The 15931-nt window shown below is 66.9% G+C and carries 16 protein-coding genes; 4 read left to right on the top strand and 12 right to left on the bottom strand.

What is annotated here, in order from left to right; all coding sequences use genetic code 11:
* Positions 1-46: 46 nt before the first annotated feature.
* Both MHY29_RS07335 and MHY29_RS07330 read right to left on the bottom strand, forming a co-directional pair.
* Complete coding sequence (locus MHY29_RS07335) at positions 47-661, bottom strand: ParA family protein (RefSeq protein ID WP_239239533.1); 615 nt, start codon at positions 659-661, stop codon at positions 47-49.
* A 189-nt stretch (positions 662-850) separates the two neighbouring features.
* Entirely contained in the window at positions 851-1276 is a 426-nt protein-coding gene (locus tag MHY29_RS07330; protein ID WP_239239530.1) for a DUF6083 domain-containing protein, read from the bottom strand.
* Positions 1277-2021: 745 nt separating this feature from the next.
* Here MHY29_RS07330 and MHY29_RS07325 point away from each other — a divergent pair.
* On the top strand, positions 2022-2297 hold the full coding sequence (locus tag MHY29_RS07325) for a ribbon-helix-helix domain-containing protein (RefSeq protein ID WP_370643475.1): 276 nt from the start codon (positions 2022-2024) through the stop codon (positions 2295-2297).
* A gap of 81 nt (positions 2298-2378) precedes the next feature.
* Here MHY29_RS07325 and mobF read toward each other — a convergent pair whose 3' ends face one another.
* From mobF to MHY29_RS07310, 3 genes are all read right to left on the bottom strand, one after another.
* Positions 2379-6086: a MobF family relaxase gene (gene mobF, locus MHY29_RS07320; protein WP_239239525.1), complete on the bottom strand. Its 3708-nt coding sequence runs from the start codon at positions 6084-6086 to the stop codon at positions 2379-2381.
* Positions 6087-6287: 201 nt separating this feature from the next.
* The gene (locus MHY29_RS07315) at positions 6288-6575 is read right to left on the bottom strand and encodes a ribbon-helix-helix protein, CopG family (RefSeq protein ID WP_370643474.1); all 288 of its coding nucleotides are present in this window, start codon (positions 6573-6575) and stop codon (positions 6288-6290) included.
* Positions 6572-6757, bottom strand: a complete 186-nt coding sequence (locus tag MHY29_RS07310; RefSeq protein WP_239239520.1) for a hypothetical protein — start codon at positions 6755-6757, stop codon at positions 6572-6574. Before MHY29_RS07310 ends, MHY29_RS07315 begins: the two co-directional genes overlap by 4 nt.
* A 436-nt stretch (positions 6758-7193) precedes the next feature.
* On the opposite strand from MHY29_RS07310, the gene MHY29_RS07305 reads away from it, so the two are divergent.
* Both MHY29_RS07305 and MHY29_RS07300 read left to right on the top strand, forming a co-directional pair.
* Positions 7194-7568, top strand: coding sequence for a hypothetical protein (locus MHY29_RS07305; protein WP_239239517.1), 375 nt, complete (start codon positions 7194-7196; stop codon positions 7566-7568).
* A gap of 116 nt (positions 7569-7684) precedes the next feature.
* A complete protein-coding gene (locus MHY29_RS07300) occupies positions 7685-8251 on the top strand; it encodes a hypothetical protein (RefSeq protein ID WP_239239514.1) in 567 nt (188 codons plus the stop codon).
* A gap of 269 nt (positions 8252-8520) precedes the next feature.
* Here MHY29_RS07300 and MHY29_RS07295 read toward each other — a convergent pair whose 3' ends face one another.
* From MHY29_RS07295 to MHY29_RS07275, 5 genes are all read right to left on the bottom strand, one after another.
* The gene (locus MHY29_RS07295) at positions 8521-10035 is read right to left on the bottom strand and encodes a toll/interleukin-1 receptor domain-containing protein (protein ID WP_239239511.1); all 1515 of its coding nucleotides are present in this window, start codon (positions 10033-10035) and stop codon (positions 8521-8523) included.
* 49 nt (positions 10036-10084) lie between these two features.
* The gene (locus MHY29_RS07290; protein WP_239239509.1) at positions 10085-10915 is read right to left on the bottom strand and encodes a nucleotidyl transferase AbiEii/AbiGii toxin family protein; all 831 of its coding nucleotides are present in this window, start codon (positions 10913-10915) and stop codon (positions 10085-10087) included.
* Positions 10863-11549 (bottom strand): helix-turn-helix domain-containing protein, encoded by a 687-nt coding sequence (locus MHY29_RS07285; RefSeq protein WP_239239506.1) that lies wholly within the window; start codon positions 11547-11549, stop codon positions 10863-10865. Before MHY29_RS07285 ends, MHY29_RS07290 begins: the two co-directional genes overlap by 53 nt.
* Positions 11550-11801: 252 nt before the next feature.
* Complete coding sequence (locus tag MHY29_RS07280; RefSeq protein WP_239239486.1) at positions 11802-12380, bottom strand: recombinase family protein; 579 nt, start codon at positions 12378-12380, stop codon at positions 11802-11804.
* A gap of 169 nt (positions 12381-12549) precedes the next feature.
* On the bottom strand, positions 12550-13056 hold the full coding sequence (locus MHY29_RS07275) for a hypothetical protein (protein ID WP_239239483.1): 507 nt from the start codon (positions 13054-13056) through the stop codon (positions 12550-12552).
* 586 nt (positions 13057-13642) lie between these two features.
* Here MHY29_RS07275 and MHY29_RS07270 point away from each other — a divergent pair.
* Positions 13643-14389, top strand: a complete 747-nt coding sequence (locus tag MHY29_RS07270; protein WP_239239480.1) for a hypothetical protein — start codon at positions 13643-13645, stop codon at positions 14387-14389.
* Positions 14390-14631: 242 nt separating this feature from the next.
* On the opposite strand, the gene MHY29_RS07265 is transcribed toward MHY29_RS07270, so the two are convergent.
* Both MHY29_RS07265 and MHY29_RS07260 read right to left on the bottom strand, forming a co-directional pair.
* Positions 14632-15327 (bottom strand): DUF6226 family protein, encoded by a 696-nt coding sequence (locus tag MHY29_RS07265; protein ID WP_239239477.1) that lies wholly within the window; start codon positions 15325-15327, stop codon positions 14632-14634.
* A 397-nt stretch (positions 15328-15724) separates the two neighbouring features.
* Positions 15725-15931, bottom strand: a 207-nt coding sequence (locus tag MHY29_RS07260; protein ID WP_239239474.1) for a hypothetical protein, incomplete at its 5' end; no start/stop codon positions are given.

Here is a 15931-nt window from a genome sequence, read left to right as displayed (position 1 = left end):
GTGGTGGTGCGGCGTCCGCGGGCGGCGCCGGGGGTGGGCTTGGTGCTCACGGTCGGGTCATCTCCTGGATCTCCTCGGCGACCTGGAGCCAGGGGCCGAGCGCGGTACGGGTGGGGTAGGTGCCGTGGGTGTGCTTGAAGCTCTCGCGGGTGGGGATCGTGGTGGCCAGCTGCGGGACGTTCTCGGCGGCCAGCAGGTCCACGACCTGGGTGAAGAGCTTGGTGCGGGGGTTGGCCTGGTTCAGCAGGGCCACCAGGCGCACGGTGGGGCCCAGGGCGTCGACGGTGGCCCAGGTGCGGGCGATGTCGTCGGCGCTGGGAGTGGTGGGGATGATGACCAGGTCCGCCGCTGCGGCGGCGGCGGACTGGATATCGGGAGTGCCCGGTGGGGTGTCGATCACGACGAAGTCCGTGCTCGGGCGCAGCCGTTTCAGGCCGGAGAGGTTCACGGCCCGGTGGGTGAAGGGGATGGGGGTGCCGGTAGGGCGTTCTTCGGCTGCGATCTCCAGCCACTCGCTGGCCGAGCCCTGGGGATCGGCGTCGAGGACCTCGACGCTGTGCCCGGCGTGGGTCAGGGCGGCGGCGAGGCAGATGGTTCCCATGGTCTTGCCTACGCCTCCCTTGGAGGCGATAAACGCGATGGTGACAGGGGGCGGGGCCATGAGGGCATGATACCCCGCACTAACGCGATACCGCAGTAACGCACGCAGTGAAGCGTTAGCGCGGTACAGAAATCACTGGAGCCTAGGTGCGCATATCGGCCTGTTCGGGGCGGGAGCTGGTGAAGGCTCCACCTACGACTCGCAGGGCGTGAGCTGCCGTGTTGTCCGTCAAGTGAAGGTTCTGCTTGTTCAGGAGGGCCTCTCCTCCGCGTCGCCTTCCTCGAGACTGGCACGCAGCTCGTTCTGGATGCGAAGCAGGGCAGGAGAATCCGAGTCCTCATCGAACGGGCAGACATACATGTGCGGGATGAGCACCTTGTCGGTGAGTCGTTCCGCCGGGCGCTGAATGGCGATGATCTTCCGACGGCGAGGAAGGCGCCACTGAGCCTTGGGGGGCAATCCAGCGCTCTCGTACTCTTCCGGCTGGAAGGGCCAGGGTGCTTCGCGTTCGGTGTAAATCCAGATGATCGGCAGGCGGCAGCGGCGGCAGCGGCCTCTCTTTGGTTTGGACCAGAGGTAGGTGGCCGGGGCGTCGTCAGCAGGGTCTGAGAGCAAGGCCTGCTTGATCTGTTGAGGTTCATGGAGACGATGTCGGGATGGTTGATCTTGGCTCACGTAGTGGGGTCTCCTCTGGCTGCTCACATCGATGATGTTCGGATTCTCACCCGATGGCCGGTTTTACACCAGAGGAAGCCTGATAGAGCCGAAACTGACGGGCGCAGGAGCTTTTCGGTGCCAACTTGCCGGAGACCCCTGAACCGTGCTGACAAAAACCCGGCCCGGCGGAGGGAGCGAGGGAGGGAGCGGCGTGCCTCCGGCCCTCTCAGGGAGGACTGGAGGCTCTAGGCGGTCTCGTCCGGCGTCGGTCGCTCGGTCGGTCGCATGGAGGCGCGCGGCATTACTCGCGTGCAGTGGCGGCGTGTGCAGATGGCTCTCGGCCCGGGTCAGGTCATATGGCGGGCGGCACGATCGGCCCCAGGTTCGGCACTCCTTCGCCCCACGTCCTCGCGGATCGTGGGAGCACCTGGCGGCACATCAGCTCGTGGAAGGACAGCCCCTCTGACGGGCGAGTACGGCGGGTGAGGCCGCGTGCTTCTCGTTGGTGACGCGGGAGTGAGCACAATCGCCGCGTGGAGTCGTGCGCGAGAGTTGGCGGTGCGCTAGACTCGGGTATGTAGTTGTTCAGACCTCGTCAGTATGCCCCACGTCTTGGCGGTCGTGGGGCATTCTGCTGTCTTGGGGCATGTCGGATCTCGGCAGCCGTGCCCCCCCGGGTGGGCCGGCAGCACGAATTCAAGCGCTGGCCCGGCCCCGGTACCGTGTGGTGTAAACATTGTTTACATAGAGTGGAGCGTGGACCGTGGCGACGCACAAGCAACCTCCTCACCCCTCGGGCAGGGTCGTCTCGGTCCGGTTGCCGGAGGAGTTGATCCAGCGCCTGGACGCCCTGGCCGAGCGGACCCAACGCTCCCGCGGGGTCTACCTGCGCCTGGCCCTGGCCGCGATGATCCCCCAGTTCGAGACCTACCACTGGCACCAACAGACCGCGCAGTACGAGACCGATGTGCTCGAGGCCGAGTTCCTGCGCCTGACCTCCCAGCTGTTCACCGACGAGGACCCCGGCCAGAGCCCCTGACCCCTGCTGGAAGGGGCGCACCTGCTTCCAGGGCAACCGGCGGGAGGACGCCCCGGCGTCCGACCAGAGGGCGGCAGCCCGTCAGCGGCCCAGCCCCGTGTCCTGCTCCCGCCGGGCCACCCGCTGCACCGACTCCATGGGGGCCGGGGCCGGCGCGGCGGCCTTGGCCTGCTGACCCCACAGGGCCGCGTTCACTTCCGGGGTGTCCTGGGCGAACCAGTCCCGACGCCGCTGCACCTGCTCGGCCCGCCGCTGGTGCTCCTGAGCGCGGGCGGCGGTGTCTTCGGTGGCGGTGACCGGTGATGCCGGCAGGTGCCGCCACACCTCCAGCGGCTCGGTGCGCAACTGCCCACGCAGTTCCATGCCCACAGCCCCGACCGGGCGCTGCGGGGTGGGCGCCTGCGCGACGAAGTCCTGGGCGAGGTCCTCGTACCGTGCCCGCACCCGGGCCTGCTCACCGGCCAGCTCGGTGATCTGCCCGGTCTCCTGCACCACCGAGGCCGGAGCGGTGCCCTGGTGCGCGGCCAACGCCTCCTGCGCCTGGACCAGATCAGCCCGCGCTCCCCGACGCTGGAAGAACCCCGCACCCTGCACCCGCTCCTGGGCCTGCCGCACCTGGGCCTGCAACCGGGCGGCCTGCTCCCGGTGCGCTTCCTGGGCGGCCTGCTCCGTGGTCTCCGCCTGGTGCCGGGCCTGGGCAAGACGCACGCCCAGGGTGTCTAGGGCGTCGGCCAGCTCACCGACCTCCGGGTGCGCGGCCAACCATGCGGTGGCCTTCTCACGGTGCTCAGCCCAGGCACCGAACACGTTCGCGGTCCGGGCGGCCTTCTGCTGGTTCAGCTCCAGCTCCACCAGCTTCTGAGCACGCCGGCCGGCCGGGGCCGGGAACCGGGCATCCGGGGGCAACACCTGCACGCGTGCCCCGTCCTTGAGGGTCTTCGTCTGCACCCCCGAGGCCGGGGACTGGGAGGGGCGCATCGTCACCTTCTGCCCCTGAACGGCGACCACGGTCACCAGCTGGTCTCCGTCGTGGAGCTGATCGCCTGGGCGCAATTCGGCCGCGCTCTTGGCCACCGGCTGCACCGGGCGCTGCACGCCGGGCAGGTTCATGCCCTCCAGCTGCGCGGCCAGCGCCTGCCGGGCCGCGTCCAGGCCGTGATCGGCGCTGTCCCGGCCCATCGCCGCCACGTACTGCTCCCGCGCCGCGTCCAGGTCCTCGGCCACGAAGTGCGCCACGTTCAGCTCCCGGCCACGGGTGAGCCCGACGTACGCCCCGGCGGCGTCGGTGTGCTCATCGATCAGCGTGTGCGCCCGCTCCACCGTGGCCCCCTGCGCCCCATGCGCGGTCACCGCCCACCCCAGGTGCGCGTGCTGGCTCAGGTACTCGTTCGGCACCTGCAACGTGCGGTGCCCGCCGGCCGGGTCCTGGATCGTGGTGTGGGTGGGGCCGATCTGTCGGATGATCCAGCTCTGCCGGTTCAGCACCCCCAGCTGCGCGTCGTTGCGGCGGGTCATGATCCGCGCGCCCACACCCATGGGCAGACCATCCATCCCCACCAGCGACCCACCCCCGGACTCGGTCTGGTTGTCGGCGTGCTCGTGGTGGATCACGGCGTTAATCTGCTGGGCGTTCTCGTTCGTGGCCGCACTGATCAGCGGAGAGTCTCCCTCACGCGTCCCCTGCACCCACGCCGCCGCCAGAGCCTGGTTCGCTTCCTGTTGGCTGGTGTGGAGGCGCACCAGACCCATCTCCACCAGCAAGTCGAACTGTGCTCCCGGGTCCTGCCGGGCGCGCATCGCCAACGTCAGGGCCGCGTACGCCGGGTTGGTGAACCGGTGCACCTGATCCAGGTCCACGGACGCCTCGGTGGCGTGCTCGGCCATCTGCAACACCCCACCGCGGCCCACCGCGCCCAGCTGCTGGTAGTCCCCGGTCAGCACCACACGCGCCCCGGACTCGGCCACCACCGTGAACAGCCGGGCGGCCACGTCCTGGGAGAGCATCCCGGCCTCATCCACCACGACCTGCACACTCGGACCCAGCCGGCGCCCCTCGGGCACCCCCTGGTAGTCGCCCTCCCCGGGTGCCAGGCGCTGCCACCGGGTCACCCCGGTCGCCTCGTCGGTCTCCCACCGGTACCCGTAGGCCCGCAACAGCGCGTGCACGGTGCTCGCCGCCGATCCGGTCTCGGCCGCGGCGACCTCCGCGGCCTTCGCGGTCGGGGTCACGATGACCTGCTCCACACCCTTGACCGCGCCCACATGCTTGGCGGCCTTCAGCAACGTGGTCTTGCCGGCCCCGGCGGCCCCGGTGACCACGACCAGCTGATGGGTGCCCGATATCGCCGCCAACGCGGCCCGATGCCCGACCCCCTCAGGCAGACGCACCGCACGCCCCTCCGGATCCACGGACGTGGACTCAGCGAAGATCCGCTCCAGCAGGGCCTCGTCCATGTTCTGGTGCGCACCCAGTTCGTGCACCCGGCCGGCCACCGTCACGGTGTCCACCACCGGTTCCAGGGCCTTGGTCACCAACAACCCGGTCAGGGAGCGCTCCTGCTCGATGATCCGGTCCGTGGTGAGCACCTTCAGATGATGCGGCGCATTCAGCGGGTCCACGTCCGGGGTGATCGGCGTGCACCGGTGCGCCACCAGCGCCTCGGTCGCCTCACGCACCAGCTCCCGCACCGGGCGCGGATAATCCGTCACCCCGCACTGACTGAACTGCGCGGCCACCGCCGCACTCGCATCTGCCACCGACCATGCCGACCGCGACGCCTCCAGCTGCTCCACCGCGGCCCGCACCAGCGCCGGCTTGTCCACCTGCGCCCACGACACCACCGCACGCTCACGCGACTTGACCGGCATCACGAACCCGGCCGCCGCGATCTCCGCCCGCCACTTGCCCTCATCCGGCAACTCACCGGGGACCTTCTCCCGACGCGTCTGCGCCCACGCCAGATGATCCAGACCCTTCAGGATCTGCTCTCCCGGGGTCTGTCCCGGGTGCTCGGCCTGCCACTGCGCCACCAGCTCCGCATGACGGGCCGCGATCTGTCCGGCCCGCTTGCTCATCACCTCCGCGGCCTCGACCAGCTCAACTACCGCCCCAGTCGCCGGGTCGAAGCTCAACCCCGCCTGCGCCAGTGCGTCCTGCAGCCCGGTGTGCGAGGCCAGCACCGCCTCCCCCAACCGGTTCATCGCCGCGTTGTGCTTGACGAACTCCGCGGTGTCCAGAGCACGCCAGGCCCCGGCAGCCCACACCCGGTTCAGGAACTGCAGGTGCAGGTGCCGGTGCGGATCGCCCTCCCGCGAGGTCCGGTGCGCCACCGTGACGGCCTCGAGCTTCTGCACCGGCGCCCAGACCTGCGCCCCCCGAGGGCCGACCCGGGTGTGCATCTCCGACGCCGCATAGTCCATCAGCTCGTGCGCCATCTGCTCCAACGCCGCGTCCAACTGCTCCGCGATCCGCCGGTCCAGCACGGCGGCCACCGAGAGGGTCTTGTCCACGTTGACGACCTTGTCCAAGAACAGCACCGAGTTCTCCCGACGTGCCCCCCGCGCCTCCCCCGTGCCCGGGTCCACCCACTCGACCCACCCCTGGTAAGCCTCCGCGTTCAACGTGTCCGTCTCGACCAGCTCCCCGGCCCCATCGAACACGAACCGCGACGCCGTCAGCTCACCCTTCTCCAGGTAGTAGTCATCGGCCGTGGCCGTCCGATCAGCAGCCAGATACGCGCGCGCAGCAGCGCCAGAGGAGCCCCGGAAGAACACCGCCCCACCGCGCACCAGCACACCTCCCAACCCAGCCAGCAGCCCTACGGCGGCAGCCGTAGCATATGTGCCTTGATTCTTGGGGTTGATCTTATCGTGGGGTCCACGGTGGGGGCTCTCACGCTCGGCGCGTGAGCCCTAAAGAGCCTGCCGGTCTCGTGCCGGCAGGCTCTTTAGGGCGGAGGTGAGGTGCGGCGGGGTGTCTCGCAGGGGGGCTCAGGTGGTGTCTTCGTCGTGCTCGGCGCGGGGGTATTCGTCGATCAGCTGGGAGGTCAGGCGCAGGAACTCTTCCTCGAAGAGGCGGCTCTCGTAGGCGGCTGTCTGTTGGTGCCAGTGGTGGTCTTCCAGCAGGGGAAGCATCGCGGCGACGGCCATGCGCAGGTAGACGCCTCGGGACCGTCCGGTGCGTTCAGACAGGGTGTCCAACCGCTGGATGATGTGCTCGGGCAGACGGACAGAGACGACGCGCCCGGAGGGGTGTGGGGACTGCCGGGACGTGCTCACCGAATCACGTCGTCCTGCAGAGCGTCGGCCAGGGCCACGGCGGTCTCCAGCAGCGTCGCGTGCGCCTCGCAGTCAGCCGGCGCACCGTCCTGCAGGGCGTCCAGCACGCGCAGGCACGCCTGCAGGTGCTCTCGGCTCGCGTGCGCGGTCATGTGCTCGGCCAGGTCCTGAATCGTCGTCATCAGAATTCCCTCCATCGGTAGTTCGTAAACAGTGTTTACAGACTGCCGATGACCGCATACCAGGGCAACACGTCCATGGCCACCGGCCGGTTCGTACCTAGCGAATCTTGCCGACCTCTTGTCGGGGGGTTAGGGGCGGAGTACGTTGAGCGTGTTCTATATCACAACGGAGGTGGTTCACATGACCAGGCTCTTGTCCAACGCCCCCACCCGACGCTCTACCCTGCGGAGGGGATTGGTCAGCCTCGGTGCAGCGGCTGCCCTGGTGCTCGCTCACGCACCCTCTGCCGCGGCTGACTACTATCCGCACGGGAACGGGTCCACGCACTTCACCACGCAGATCATCGGATCAAATAGCACGTGGACCTCCCGGCTGAACTATGGGCGAACGGCATGGTCGAGCGTCTCATCGATCAGCGGGACCAGTTCGTCGAACGTGAAGAAGGCAAAGGACGTCGCGGTCACCCAGCCTTGGCTGGGCTTATACACCCCCAGCGGAACCCGGGCGGCTCGTAGCTTTACCATTCAGGTCAACCGCACGGCCATCTCAAAGGCCTCGGCTAGCAGCGGCGTCGCGGTCGATCTCATAGCCAAGGGCACTGCGACACACGAGTTTGGCCACGCTCTGAGCCTCGCTGACAACCCGACCACCTCGGCGGCTTCGATCATGAAGTACTCCACAAGCCTGAGCCGGACCACCCCCTACGCATACGACTTTGACGGGGTCCGACGCTATTACGGGTCGCTGTGCAGCCCGACCACTCAGTGCCCGGTGTCCATTCCCACCTCCGTCCTGAAGGGATCACTCTGATGAGGTCACCTCGTTCCTCCCTTCCCATCGGTGCAGGCATAGTCGCGGCCGGCCTCCTGCTTGCGGGCTGCAGTGCCCCGGAGGCGGTGGAGAGAGCGCAAGTGCCGTCTCCTGCAATGACTGCCTCGGTCCAGGCCGGGAAGGAGTCAACGGCCCACTCCGCCACACCGGAGACGTCAGCGGAGGAGACTCAAACCCTTCACGCGCGGTACGTCAGCTACAGCACTGCCGAGGACGTTCAGCAGGCGTCGGACTACTCGCTTGTGGGCCGGGTGATCGCATCTCGGGTTGAAGTCTGGGACCTCATGAAGGAGCCTGGCGCGGTACCGAACCCCAAGGACCCGGAGCCAATGGCCCTTCCCTCAACCGTGTACACCGTGCAGGTCGAAACGGTCCTCAAGGGTGATGTGCAGGCGGGTGAGACCCTGGAGTTCAGCATCCTAGGCGGGGTCAAGGATGACCAGAAGTTCGAGCTGAGCGGCGCTCCGGTGCTGACCGCGGGGGCCGGAGACCTGTATCTCTTCAACCTTGTAGACGCGGGGTGGTACCCGACGCCGGTCAACCTACAAGAGGGCGTGCTTGCGATCGAGCAAAATGACATCCTGCCAGTCACGGGCACAGAGTTGTCGCAGACGGAGCTCGCCGTGCTCAAGGAGTCCGTGTCCGAGGCCCGAGCAGACTGAACCCCGTCGGATCGGCCCACGTGAGGTGCCTCCCCGAGCGGGCGTCCGAGTGAGGGTGCACCAGTCCCATTCAGCGCCCGCTGCGTCCTGACCTCGGAACGAAACCCAGGGCGCTTCAGGGCCTTGTCCGGAATCACGCGTGACTCAGCGGTCAACCCCGTGATCTCGACGCTTGCCTGCCACCGCAGCCAATTAACATGCCCCGTCATTACGCCTGGAGGTGCCCAGTACCCAACTCAGTAGCCTCTCTGGCGTCTCACGGGCGGGGATCAACGCCAGGAGTGCGCCTGGGCAGCTTGGTTGAGTTCCTCCAAGGTGGCCCCGAGCGCTCGCTCGGCGCGGTTTGGATCGCCACCGAAGAGACCGTGCCGTACGGGACTCCATGCAGAGCCCTCGAGGGCCGCTTCCTGGGATAGCTGCTGGGCGGGATTGTTGCCGCGGAGGCGGTATCCGGCATACACGGCGGCCCGGCCTGCCCAATTCGGTCGGCCGTAACGTCGCTGGCCCTCGCGGAAACCGGGGTCGGCGTCCAGACTTAAAGCCTGTAGCAGTACTTCGGCGTGCTCGAAGTGGACGGAGAAGTCCTCTTCACCCAGGAGGGTGTCTGCGAAGAGGGGGCGCAGGGTCGCATAGAGCCATTCGGCGGCCGCGTTCTTAAGCTTGCTGTACCGGCGGGTCTCGATATCGGTGAGGGTCTGCGTTGGTTCAGCGTCCCCGCGGGCGTGACGGGCAACCATCTGACTGATCTGCTCGGAGCAAGCGGCAGAGAATGGCCACCACGGGTCTGTGGCGGTCAGTAACGCCGCGCGCTCCCCCAGTCGGTGGTCCTTGACCTTCGGGGCAACCACCAATGCTTGGAGGTTGTCGTACTGCTCATGGGCCACAGCAGCGATTGCTGCCGTCATGATCGAGAGCACCGCGGGGATGTGACGCAACGCGGTCAGCGTCGTGAGCCCGTCCATGTGGCTGACTGCAGCCTGAGCGAGATTCCGCAGCCCGGAGATCCAGGGCTCGAGCTGGGTGGACTCGCCGAATCGGGTAGCCACGATCAAGGAAGCGCAGAACGGCCGCGTCAGTTCGCTGAGGTGGTGGGCTCGTTCAGCCGCCCTCAGCAGTTGGTCGCCTCCCTCCGGGTCAGAGCCGTAAAGCTCTGGGTTGTTGAGTTCCTTGAGGATCCGGCCGACCTCAGTATGTATGAGGTCGCTCAGAGCGATCCTGCGCTGCGGGTCTAACAGCATGGCCTTGGTCTCTTCGCTGAGCCGAGTAGCGCGGTCTACTTCGGACAGGTTGTCCAGGGCTGCCTGGAGGTTGGCAGGCATGTGAGAGCGAGAGCCCATTAGCTGATGGAGCTGAGAGGTCAACCCTACGTAGTGCTGGTTCTTGTCTGCGCCGAACAGGTCGGTCCAGTGCAGGTCGTTGATCGTGCGGCTGGCGCCGAGTTCCCATTCGGGGATGGGGGTGTCGTCTAGGCGGATGGGGAAGAGCCAGGCATGCCCCGGGGTGTGCTTGCGGAACTCCTCGACAGCCAGAGTCAGCTCCTCGTTCATAGTGTTCCGAGGGCGGGCGGCGGACTGAGCGGAGAAACAGGCCAGGAAGGCAACAGCCTGATCACTGCGGATAGCTTGACGGATCTTGGCCTTCCACTCATCCCCCGGGGCCAGTGCGGTGCGGTCGCGCCAGTAGGGGATGCCTGCGGCACTGAGCATCTGGCACAACTCGTCGACGGCCTTGGCGTCCTCGCGAACGTAGGATATGAACACGTGCTGGCTGCCGGTATCCGTCATGCCCGTGAGCATAGAGGGCAGACCGGACGCCTTGAACGGACCTGCTGATCTACGTTCCCGAGCCATCCCTAGTATCGGGGTCCACTTCGTACTGCAGGATGTCCTCCACAGCGAGTGCCACGTCCGTTGCCTCGTCACGGCCAATTGCGGCACCTGCCAGCCGGTCGCCTTCGTTCATCCACCTCAGAAACCGGCGAAGTCGAGTTCCGGCGGACCCGTGCAGGGGTGGGTCCGGTGCGGCATCGTGGAGCAGGCCGGCCAATGCCACGGCGTCCTGTAGGTGTCTCTCCCGGTCACGGGAGTCCGCACGGTAGGCCTCGATCTTCAGTTCCAATGCCCCGATCAGATCCGGGACAGCGATGACCACAGGGCCCTGCGTCGTGAGAACCTCGACATAGAGGAGCCGCTCCAGCGCGTTGCGGCCCCCTGGTGCTTGCACGGGCAGTGGCTGGGGCAGCTCTTGCTCGGCAGGCGGGGGCACGTGGTCAGCGATGAGGAAGTCCACCTGTATGTCCCCGTCACCCTCCGCGCGGGTCATGCGGTGCAACGGTGCCGAGGCGTCGATCGAGTCCTTGTCCTCATATCCCAGAGCGCGAAGACCGCTGCGCAGGGCCGTGAGGTGTTGGCGCCACGTGACCTCCACGCGCGTCAGAGTGTCGATGTCCCGGGTGGCGCGGGTGGGCACTTCGTCGTGGAGGCGATGGTGGAGCTGAACCATCAGTCCGCCGATCAGCACCCAGTGGTCGGAGCTGACCGCCCGGGCCAGTTCGAAGACTGCCGGCCACGGGTCGGGCCACTGGCTGCCATCCACGCTCAGGTGGCGCGGCTCAGACACGATGCAGCAATCGATCGAGGACTTCTCGCCCAGCGGCCCGCTCACGGACGTCGTCGGAGTCCATGAGGTCCAGCGCCACGACCGTCTCCGTGCCCAGCAGCGCGGAGGGATCCACGTGGACGGGCACGTGGCGGATCACCACTTCCCCCTCCGCTGAGGGGTCGAGGCGGAGCCGGGACTGGAGAGCCTCGAAGTCGCCGAGCAGGTAGCCCTCCACTCGCTGGCTCCCTTCGACAGCGGCGAGCCCGAAGCGGCGGGCGAGATCCGACTGACCCAGGGCGGACACCCCCGAGGGCACGAGAACGTCTGCGAGCTTGACCCGGGCTCGAGGCGAGGCGTGGAACCGGTGGGGTCGGGCCCTGTTCTCAGCCAGTCGGTGCATCTCGGGGGCGGTGAGCGTTCGCAGACGGGAGCGCAGACGGGAGATCCGCGGCTGGTCGAGGAAGGCCCGTCCGTTTCCTCCGGTGAGGAGGTCGACGGCGGCCCAGGCGGTCCCCGGAGCCCAGGTGCGGCCTGCGCCCGGTGCCCTGCGGACACGACGGGTCAGGGCGCGCTCATCGATGAACCAGGATTCCCCAAGCCGGCGGGCCGGCATATCGCCCTCCTCGGCGAGGCGCCGCACATGCCGGTCAGAGACCCCGAGGCGCTCGGCGGCCTCCCCCACCGTCAGAAGCGTCATGCAAGAAGAGTACCGGAGACGGACGTATTCATACATGATCGGTGAGCCCTAGCCTTGAGGCCCTGTCATGCCACTCGCCGAGAGCGCCTGACCCTTTCACTGGAGCCCGCGCACTCCACCAGAGCGGAGACGGAAGGGCCATCGACAGCAGCACCTGGAAGGAAGCAACACGCCCTCACCCTCCAGGCGATCAACTGGGCAGGCAGGGCTTCGGACGACTCGTAGTGGTACGAGATCCATAGCGAGGCCGCCCTACTGGTGGGTTGATGCCCGACGGGCAATCGAGGTGTACAGCGTCTGCCGGCTGACCCCGAACGTGCGCGCCACCTCCGCCTTCGGGATCCCCATGGAGATCATCACGCGCGCCTGCTCCACGTCGGTGTCCGAGAGCTTCGGGGCCTGCACGTACTTGCCGCGGGCCTTGGCCAGGGCGATGCCCTCAGCCTGGCGCTCCTTGATCCTTCGACGCTCGAACTCAGCGAACGCGGCCAAGATGCCCAGCATGAGCCCGTCCACCGGGGAGGTGCCGGACTTGTCCACGCTGATCCGCTCGGACACGAACTGCACCGCGCACCCCTTGTCCGTGAGCTCATCCACGATCGCGTACAGGTCGCGGGTATCCCGGCCCAGCCGGTCCATGGAGGCGACCTTCACCAGGTCCCCCTCCCGCACGTACCGCATCAGCTCCGCCAACCCGGCGCGCTTGGCGCGGGGGCTGCCGGAGATCTTGTCCTGGAAGACCCGGTCGCACTCCCCCACCGCATCGAGCTGCCGATCCAGGTTCTGCTCCGCCGAGCTCACCCGCACATACCCCACAGTCTGTCCAACCACGTTTAAGACCCTCCGCCACTTGTGTCCAAGGGGTTCAAAATGGACCCACTCTGACGTGATCCTCTCGTGTCGGCGGGGGGTGTGTAAAGGGGTATACCCGATTGGACGCACCGTTCCTGCCGGCAAGCCTCGATGACAAGTGCTTTCGCCCCTGGATGGGACTGGTTGCTCAGCCCGTCCCATCCGAGCGAAGCTTGGTCGGCCAAGCGCACTGCCCGTTACCTCCCCGGAAGTACACGAGCCCATCCCCACCAATGCTGGAGACGGTGACCACCCGCCCAAGGTCGGCCAGCTCGCTGGCCTCGGGATCGGCGTAGTTCTGTATGACACGAACCGTGTCACCCGCGGACAGCTGGAGACGTTCCAATGCATCAGCGGTAGCGAGAGAGAGATAATGGTCAATCCACGCCGAAGCCACGGCACGCGACATGCCAGGCGATCCACCCACGTGGCCCAGCACCTCAAGGAAGGCCAGCTGCTTCTCTGTTACCAGAAGTGGCTGCGCGCCACGCAACACCGGAGAAAGCCAGTTCTCCACAATCGCAGCGAGTACCCCATGAGGCTCGTTCGCATGAGCGCAACCGAGTTTCTCGGCGACGGCTAACAGGTCCTCACTAGCCGGTCCAGTCGCATCCCGAAGCCGGCGAACGGGCTCTCTCCAATCCGCGTAGGTCATGTTCTCATCCTCATCGACTTAGGACACAGAAGGGACCCGGCGCCCAAGCCGGGTCCCTTCTGTCGGAGTCGGTGCCCGTCCTGCGCCTCGCGCCCTTCTCGGGGGAAGCCAACAGTTGGCTGGGGGCACACACCTGCACTCTGCGAACACAAGGTGGCATGCCGCCTCCTGACAAGGTGAGTCCCAGATGTCCCAAGCCGGACGACCCGGCCGCTCTCCCTGGCGCTCTGCACCTTGCTACCTCCATTCTACCCCCCTGTGACCCAGAAGGCAAATTTTGTGGTGTACAATGCCCCGCACTATGCTCTCGGTGAGCTTCCCACTGCGCTTTCAGCAGGGCACGCACTCATTTATGAGATACTTTCTGGGTCAGTTCTCACTTCGAAGTAGAGAGGGCCTTTTGATCTCTGCGACTCCATTGAGGCAGCCAGGGGCGAGTCCGGCTTCGCTTGCCGCTGCTCAAGAGCTCCTGGACAGCTCCGGGCGCCGAATCGATAGCTTCCCGATCCGGAAGTCCTTCGTGCGGGCTGCCAGCAGTGTCTCCCCTGATCCCCCCCTGGCTTTGCTGGTGAAAACCCGGACACCCGTGCCGATCAAGCTCTTCTTGGGACTGGTGTGGCGCTCCGCCAGTCCGCCCTTTGACTCCGAGAAGACATTGCGCGGGTGGGCGACCCTGCTAGACCTTCCCCGCCCCGACACTTCTGGGGTAAGCCGGGTGCGGGCTGCCCGTCAGATGCTGGAGGAGCAGAACCTGATCCGCGTGAGCTCACGCGGAGGTAACGAGCCACCCGCCATTCGCCTACTAGACGAGTCCGGTAGCGGCGAAGAGTACGAGTTGCCCTCAACCAAGTTCTTCCAGACCGACCGGTACAGCCAGACGCCTCGCATCGAGAACCCCCACCTGTACCTGAAGTTCCCCACCGAGCTCTGGGTTCAGGGGCTGGTGCAACAGATGTCACTCGGTGCTCTCGCCATGCTCCTGGTACTCCTGGCCGAGCAAGCGGACCAGAAGGGCGTGTGGTTCAGCACCGAGAGCTTTCCGCAGCGCTACCGGATCTCTGCCCCGACGAGAGCTCGGGGTACGAAAGAGTTGATCGAGATGGGATTGCTTCGCACCGCGCGCAAGCCGTTAGCCCCCATGGGTGGCAGTGAAATCTTTGATCGTCGCCTTTCCCGGAAGATCTACCGGCTTATAGGCCCTGCAGCCGCACTGGGAACACCGCTGGCGGGTTGGGAGTTAATCGACATGATCTCCCCGGTAGAGGATCCCGCCGGTGTTGACTCCGATACTTCAACGCAGCCGGAAACGGATGTTCCCTCCCCCGAGGGCTAGAACAGACACGGGCTGAATCCAAACCCATGACCTGTCATCCAGCGCCCTCGGTGGACACTCCGATCCAGCCCAGGCCAGGGAGACCCGGCCACCGGCAGAATCGGTCGTTTGTGACCAGGAGGATCCCCGCCGCATCCGTGGACACCAAACGAATCCCTCCCACGTCCACACCGCCTGCCCTGCCCGCGCCTGGCGCGGCCGCATCCTCGGGCCCCTGCGCCCCGGAAAGCACCGTTCCCTCATCAACGACCGTCGACGAACCACCCGCTGATGACCTCCACGTCCACCCCCGCCGGCAGAACCGGTGCGCCGCCCGAGACAATCTCCGCACAGGCCCAGTAGAGGGCCCAGTAGTCGCCCGGGACCTCTCCCGAACTGTCGGCTCGGCCGTCCACGAAATAGCGGTGCCGCCAGGGCCCATGCTCAGCAGTCCGACCCCGGAGGATGACCCTGGGGCCGACCAGTCGTTGCACGGCCTCGTCGATGGCCAAGAGAAGGTCCTCGGAACCGGCGTCGCAAGCGTCGCACCCGCAGTCCGGATGGAGGGCGTAGAGACTCTCCACCTCGCCCGCAGACAGTGCGACCGCAGGAACGGGCCCGTCCATCTCGAGAACCCACATCGGCACCGCACCAGAGCGGCCCGCCGGCGGATCAATGCGCAAAACGCGGTCGACGGGCCGAGGACGCGCATCAGAGGGCCAGCCCTCTGGCCGGATCTCCCGGATGTTCTCTTCGAACACCGTGGCCCCCGCTTCCTGGAGCACATCCGCCCACAGACGGGCCCTTGCCGGGACGATCCGGTACCGCTGCGGCTCGGTGACCGTGGAGTACTCCTCGCCGCGTCGCTCTCGGTGGGCCTGCGGGTCCGGCCAGGAAGGAAGGCCCAGGGCCTCATAGCGTCGGGCAACCTCGCCGCGCATCATGTGCAGGTTCTCCATGGACCGAGCGTAGGGGCCAGGGCGCTGAAGCAGCAGATAACCGGAGAGCACACCACCCCGTCAGGACCGCACCCGGCCGAATCCATCATGTAGGTCGCAGACTCCTTGCCTCGTCTCCTCCTAGGAGCATTCACGCCAGCTCAAACGGTCGATTGTGGCGAGGGTGTCTGCGGCGCACCCTGCCACCCGTAGCCGGCCCCGTTTCGCCTGCCACAAGACTCGCCACAATCAACGTGTCAGAAGACCGTCCAGCTCCACCTTTGTGGCGACCCCTTGGATCTCGTCCAGCCGCAACGGGGCCTAGGGGGCATCCCCTGACGTGGGGGGCGGGGGCAGTGGCGTAAATACCGCAGTACCGCGTGCATGAACGCGGTACTGCGGTATCGCGTTAGTGCGGTCAGTGTTCGGGGTACTGAGCTTCGATGGCCTGGATGATCAGCTGGGACATGGGCACCCCGACCTCGACGCTGTGCCGGCGCAGGTGCTTGTGCAGGCGTTCGGGCAGGCGGATGGAGGTGGCCTTGATGGGCTCGGCGGCGGCCTGGGCGTGGGCAGCGTAGGCCAGGGTCATGTCCGGGCCGTCGGTGGGGGTGGCCGGGGTGGT

Origin of the sequence: Micrococcus sp. ACRRV (genome assembly GCF_022346985.1) — a bacterium.
In the GTDB taxonomy this organism is placed as follows: domain Bacteria; phylum Actinomycetota; class Actinomycetes; order Actinomycetales; family Micrococcaceae; genus Micrococcus; species Micrococcus porci.
Note: the sequence above shows the minus strand (reverse complement) of the source record. Positions and strands in the feature narration are given on the sequence as shown.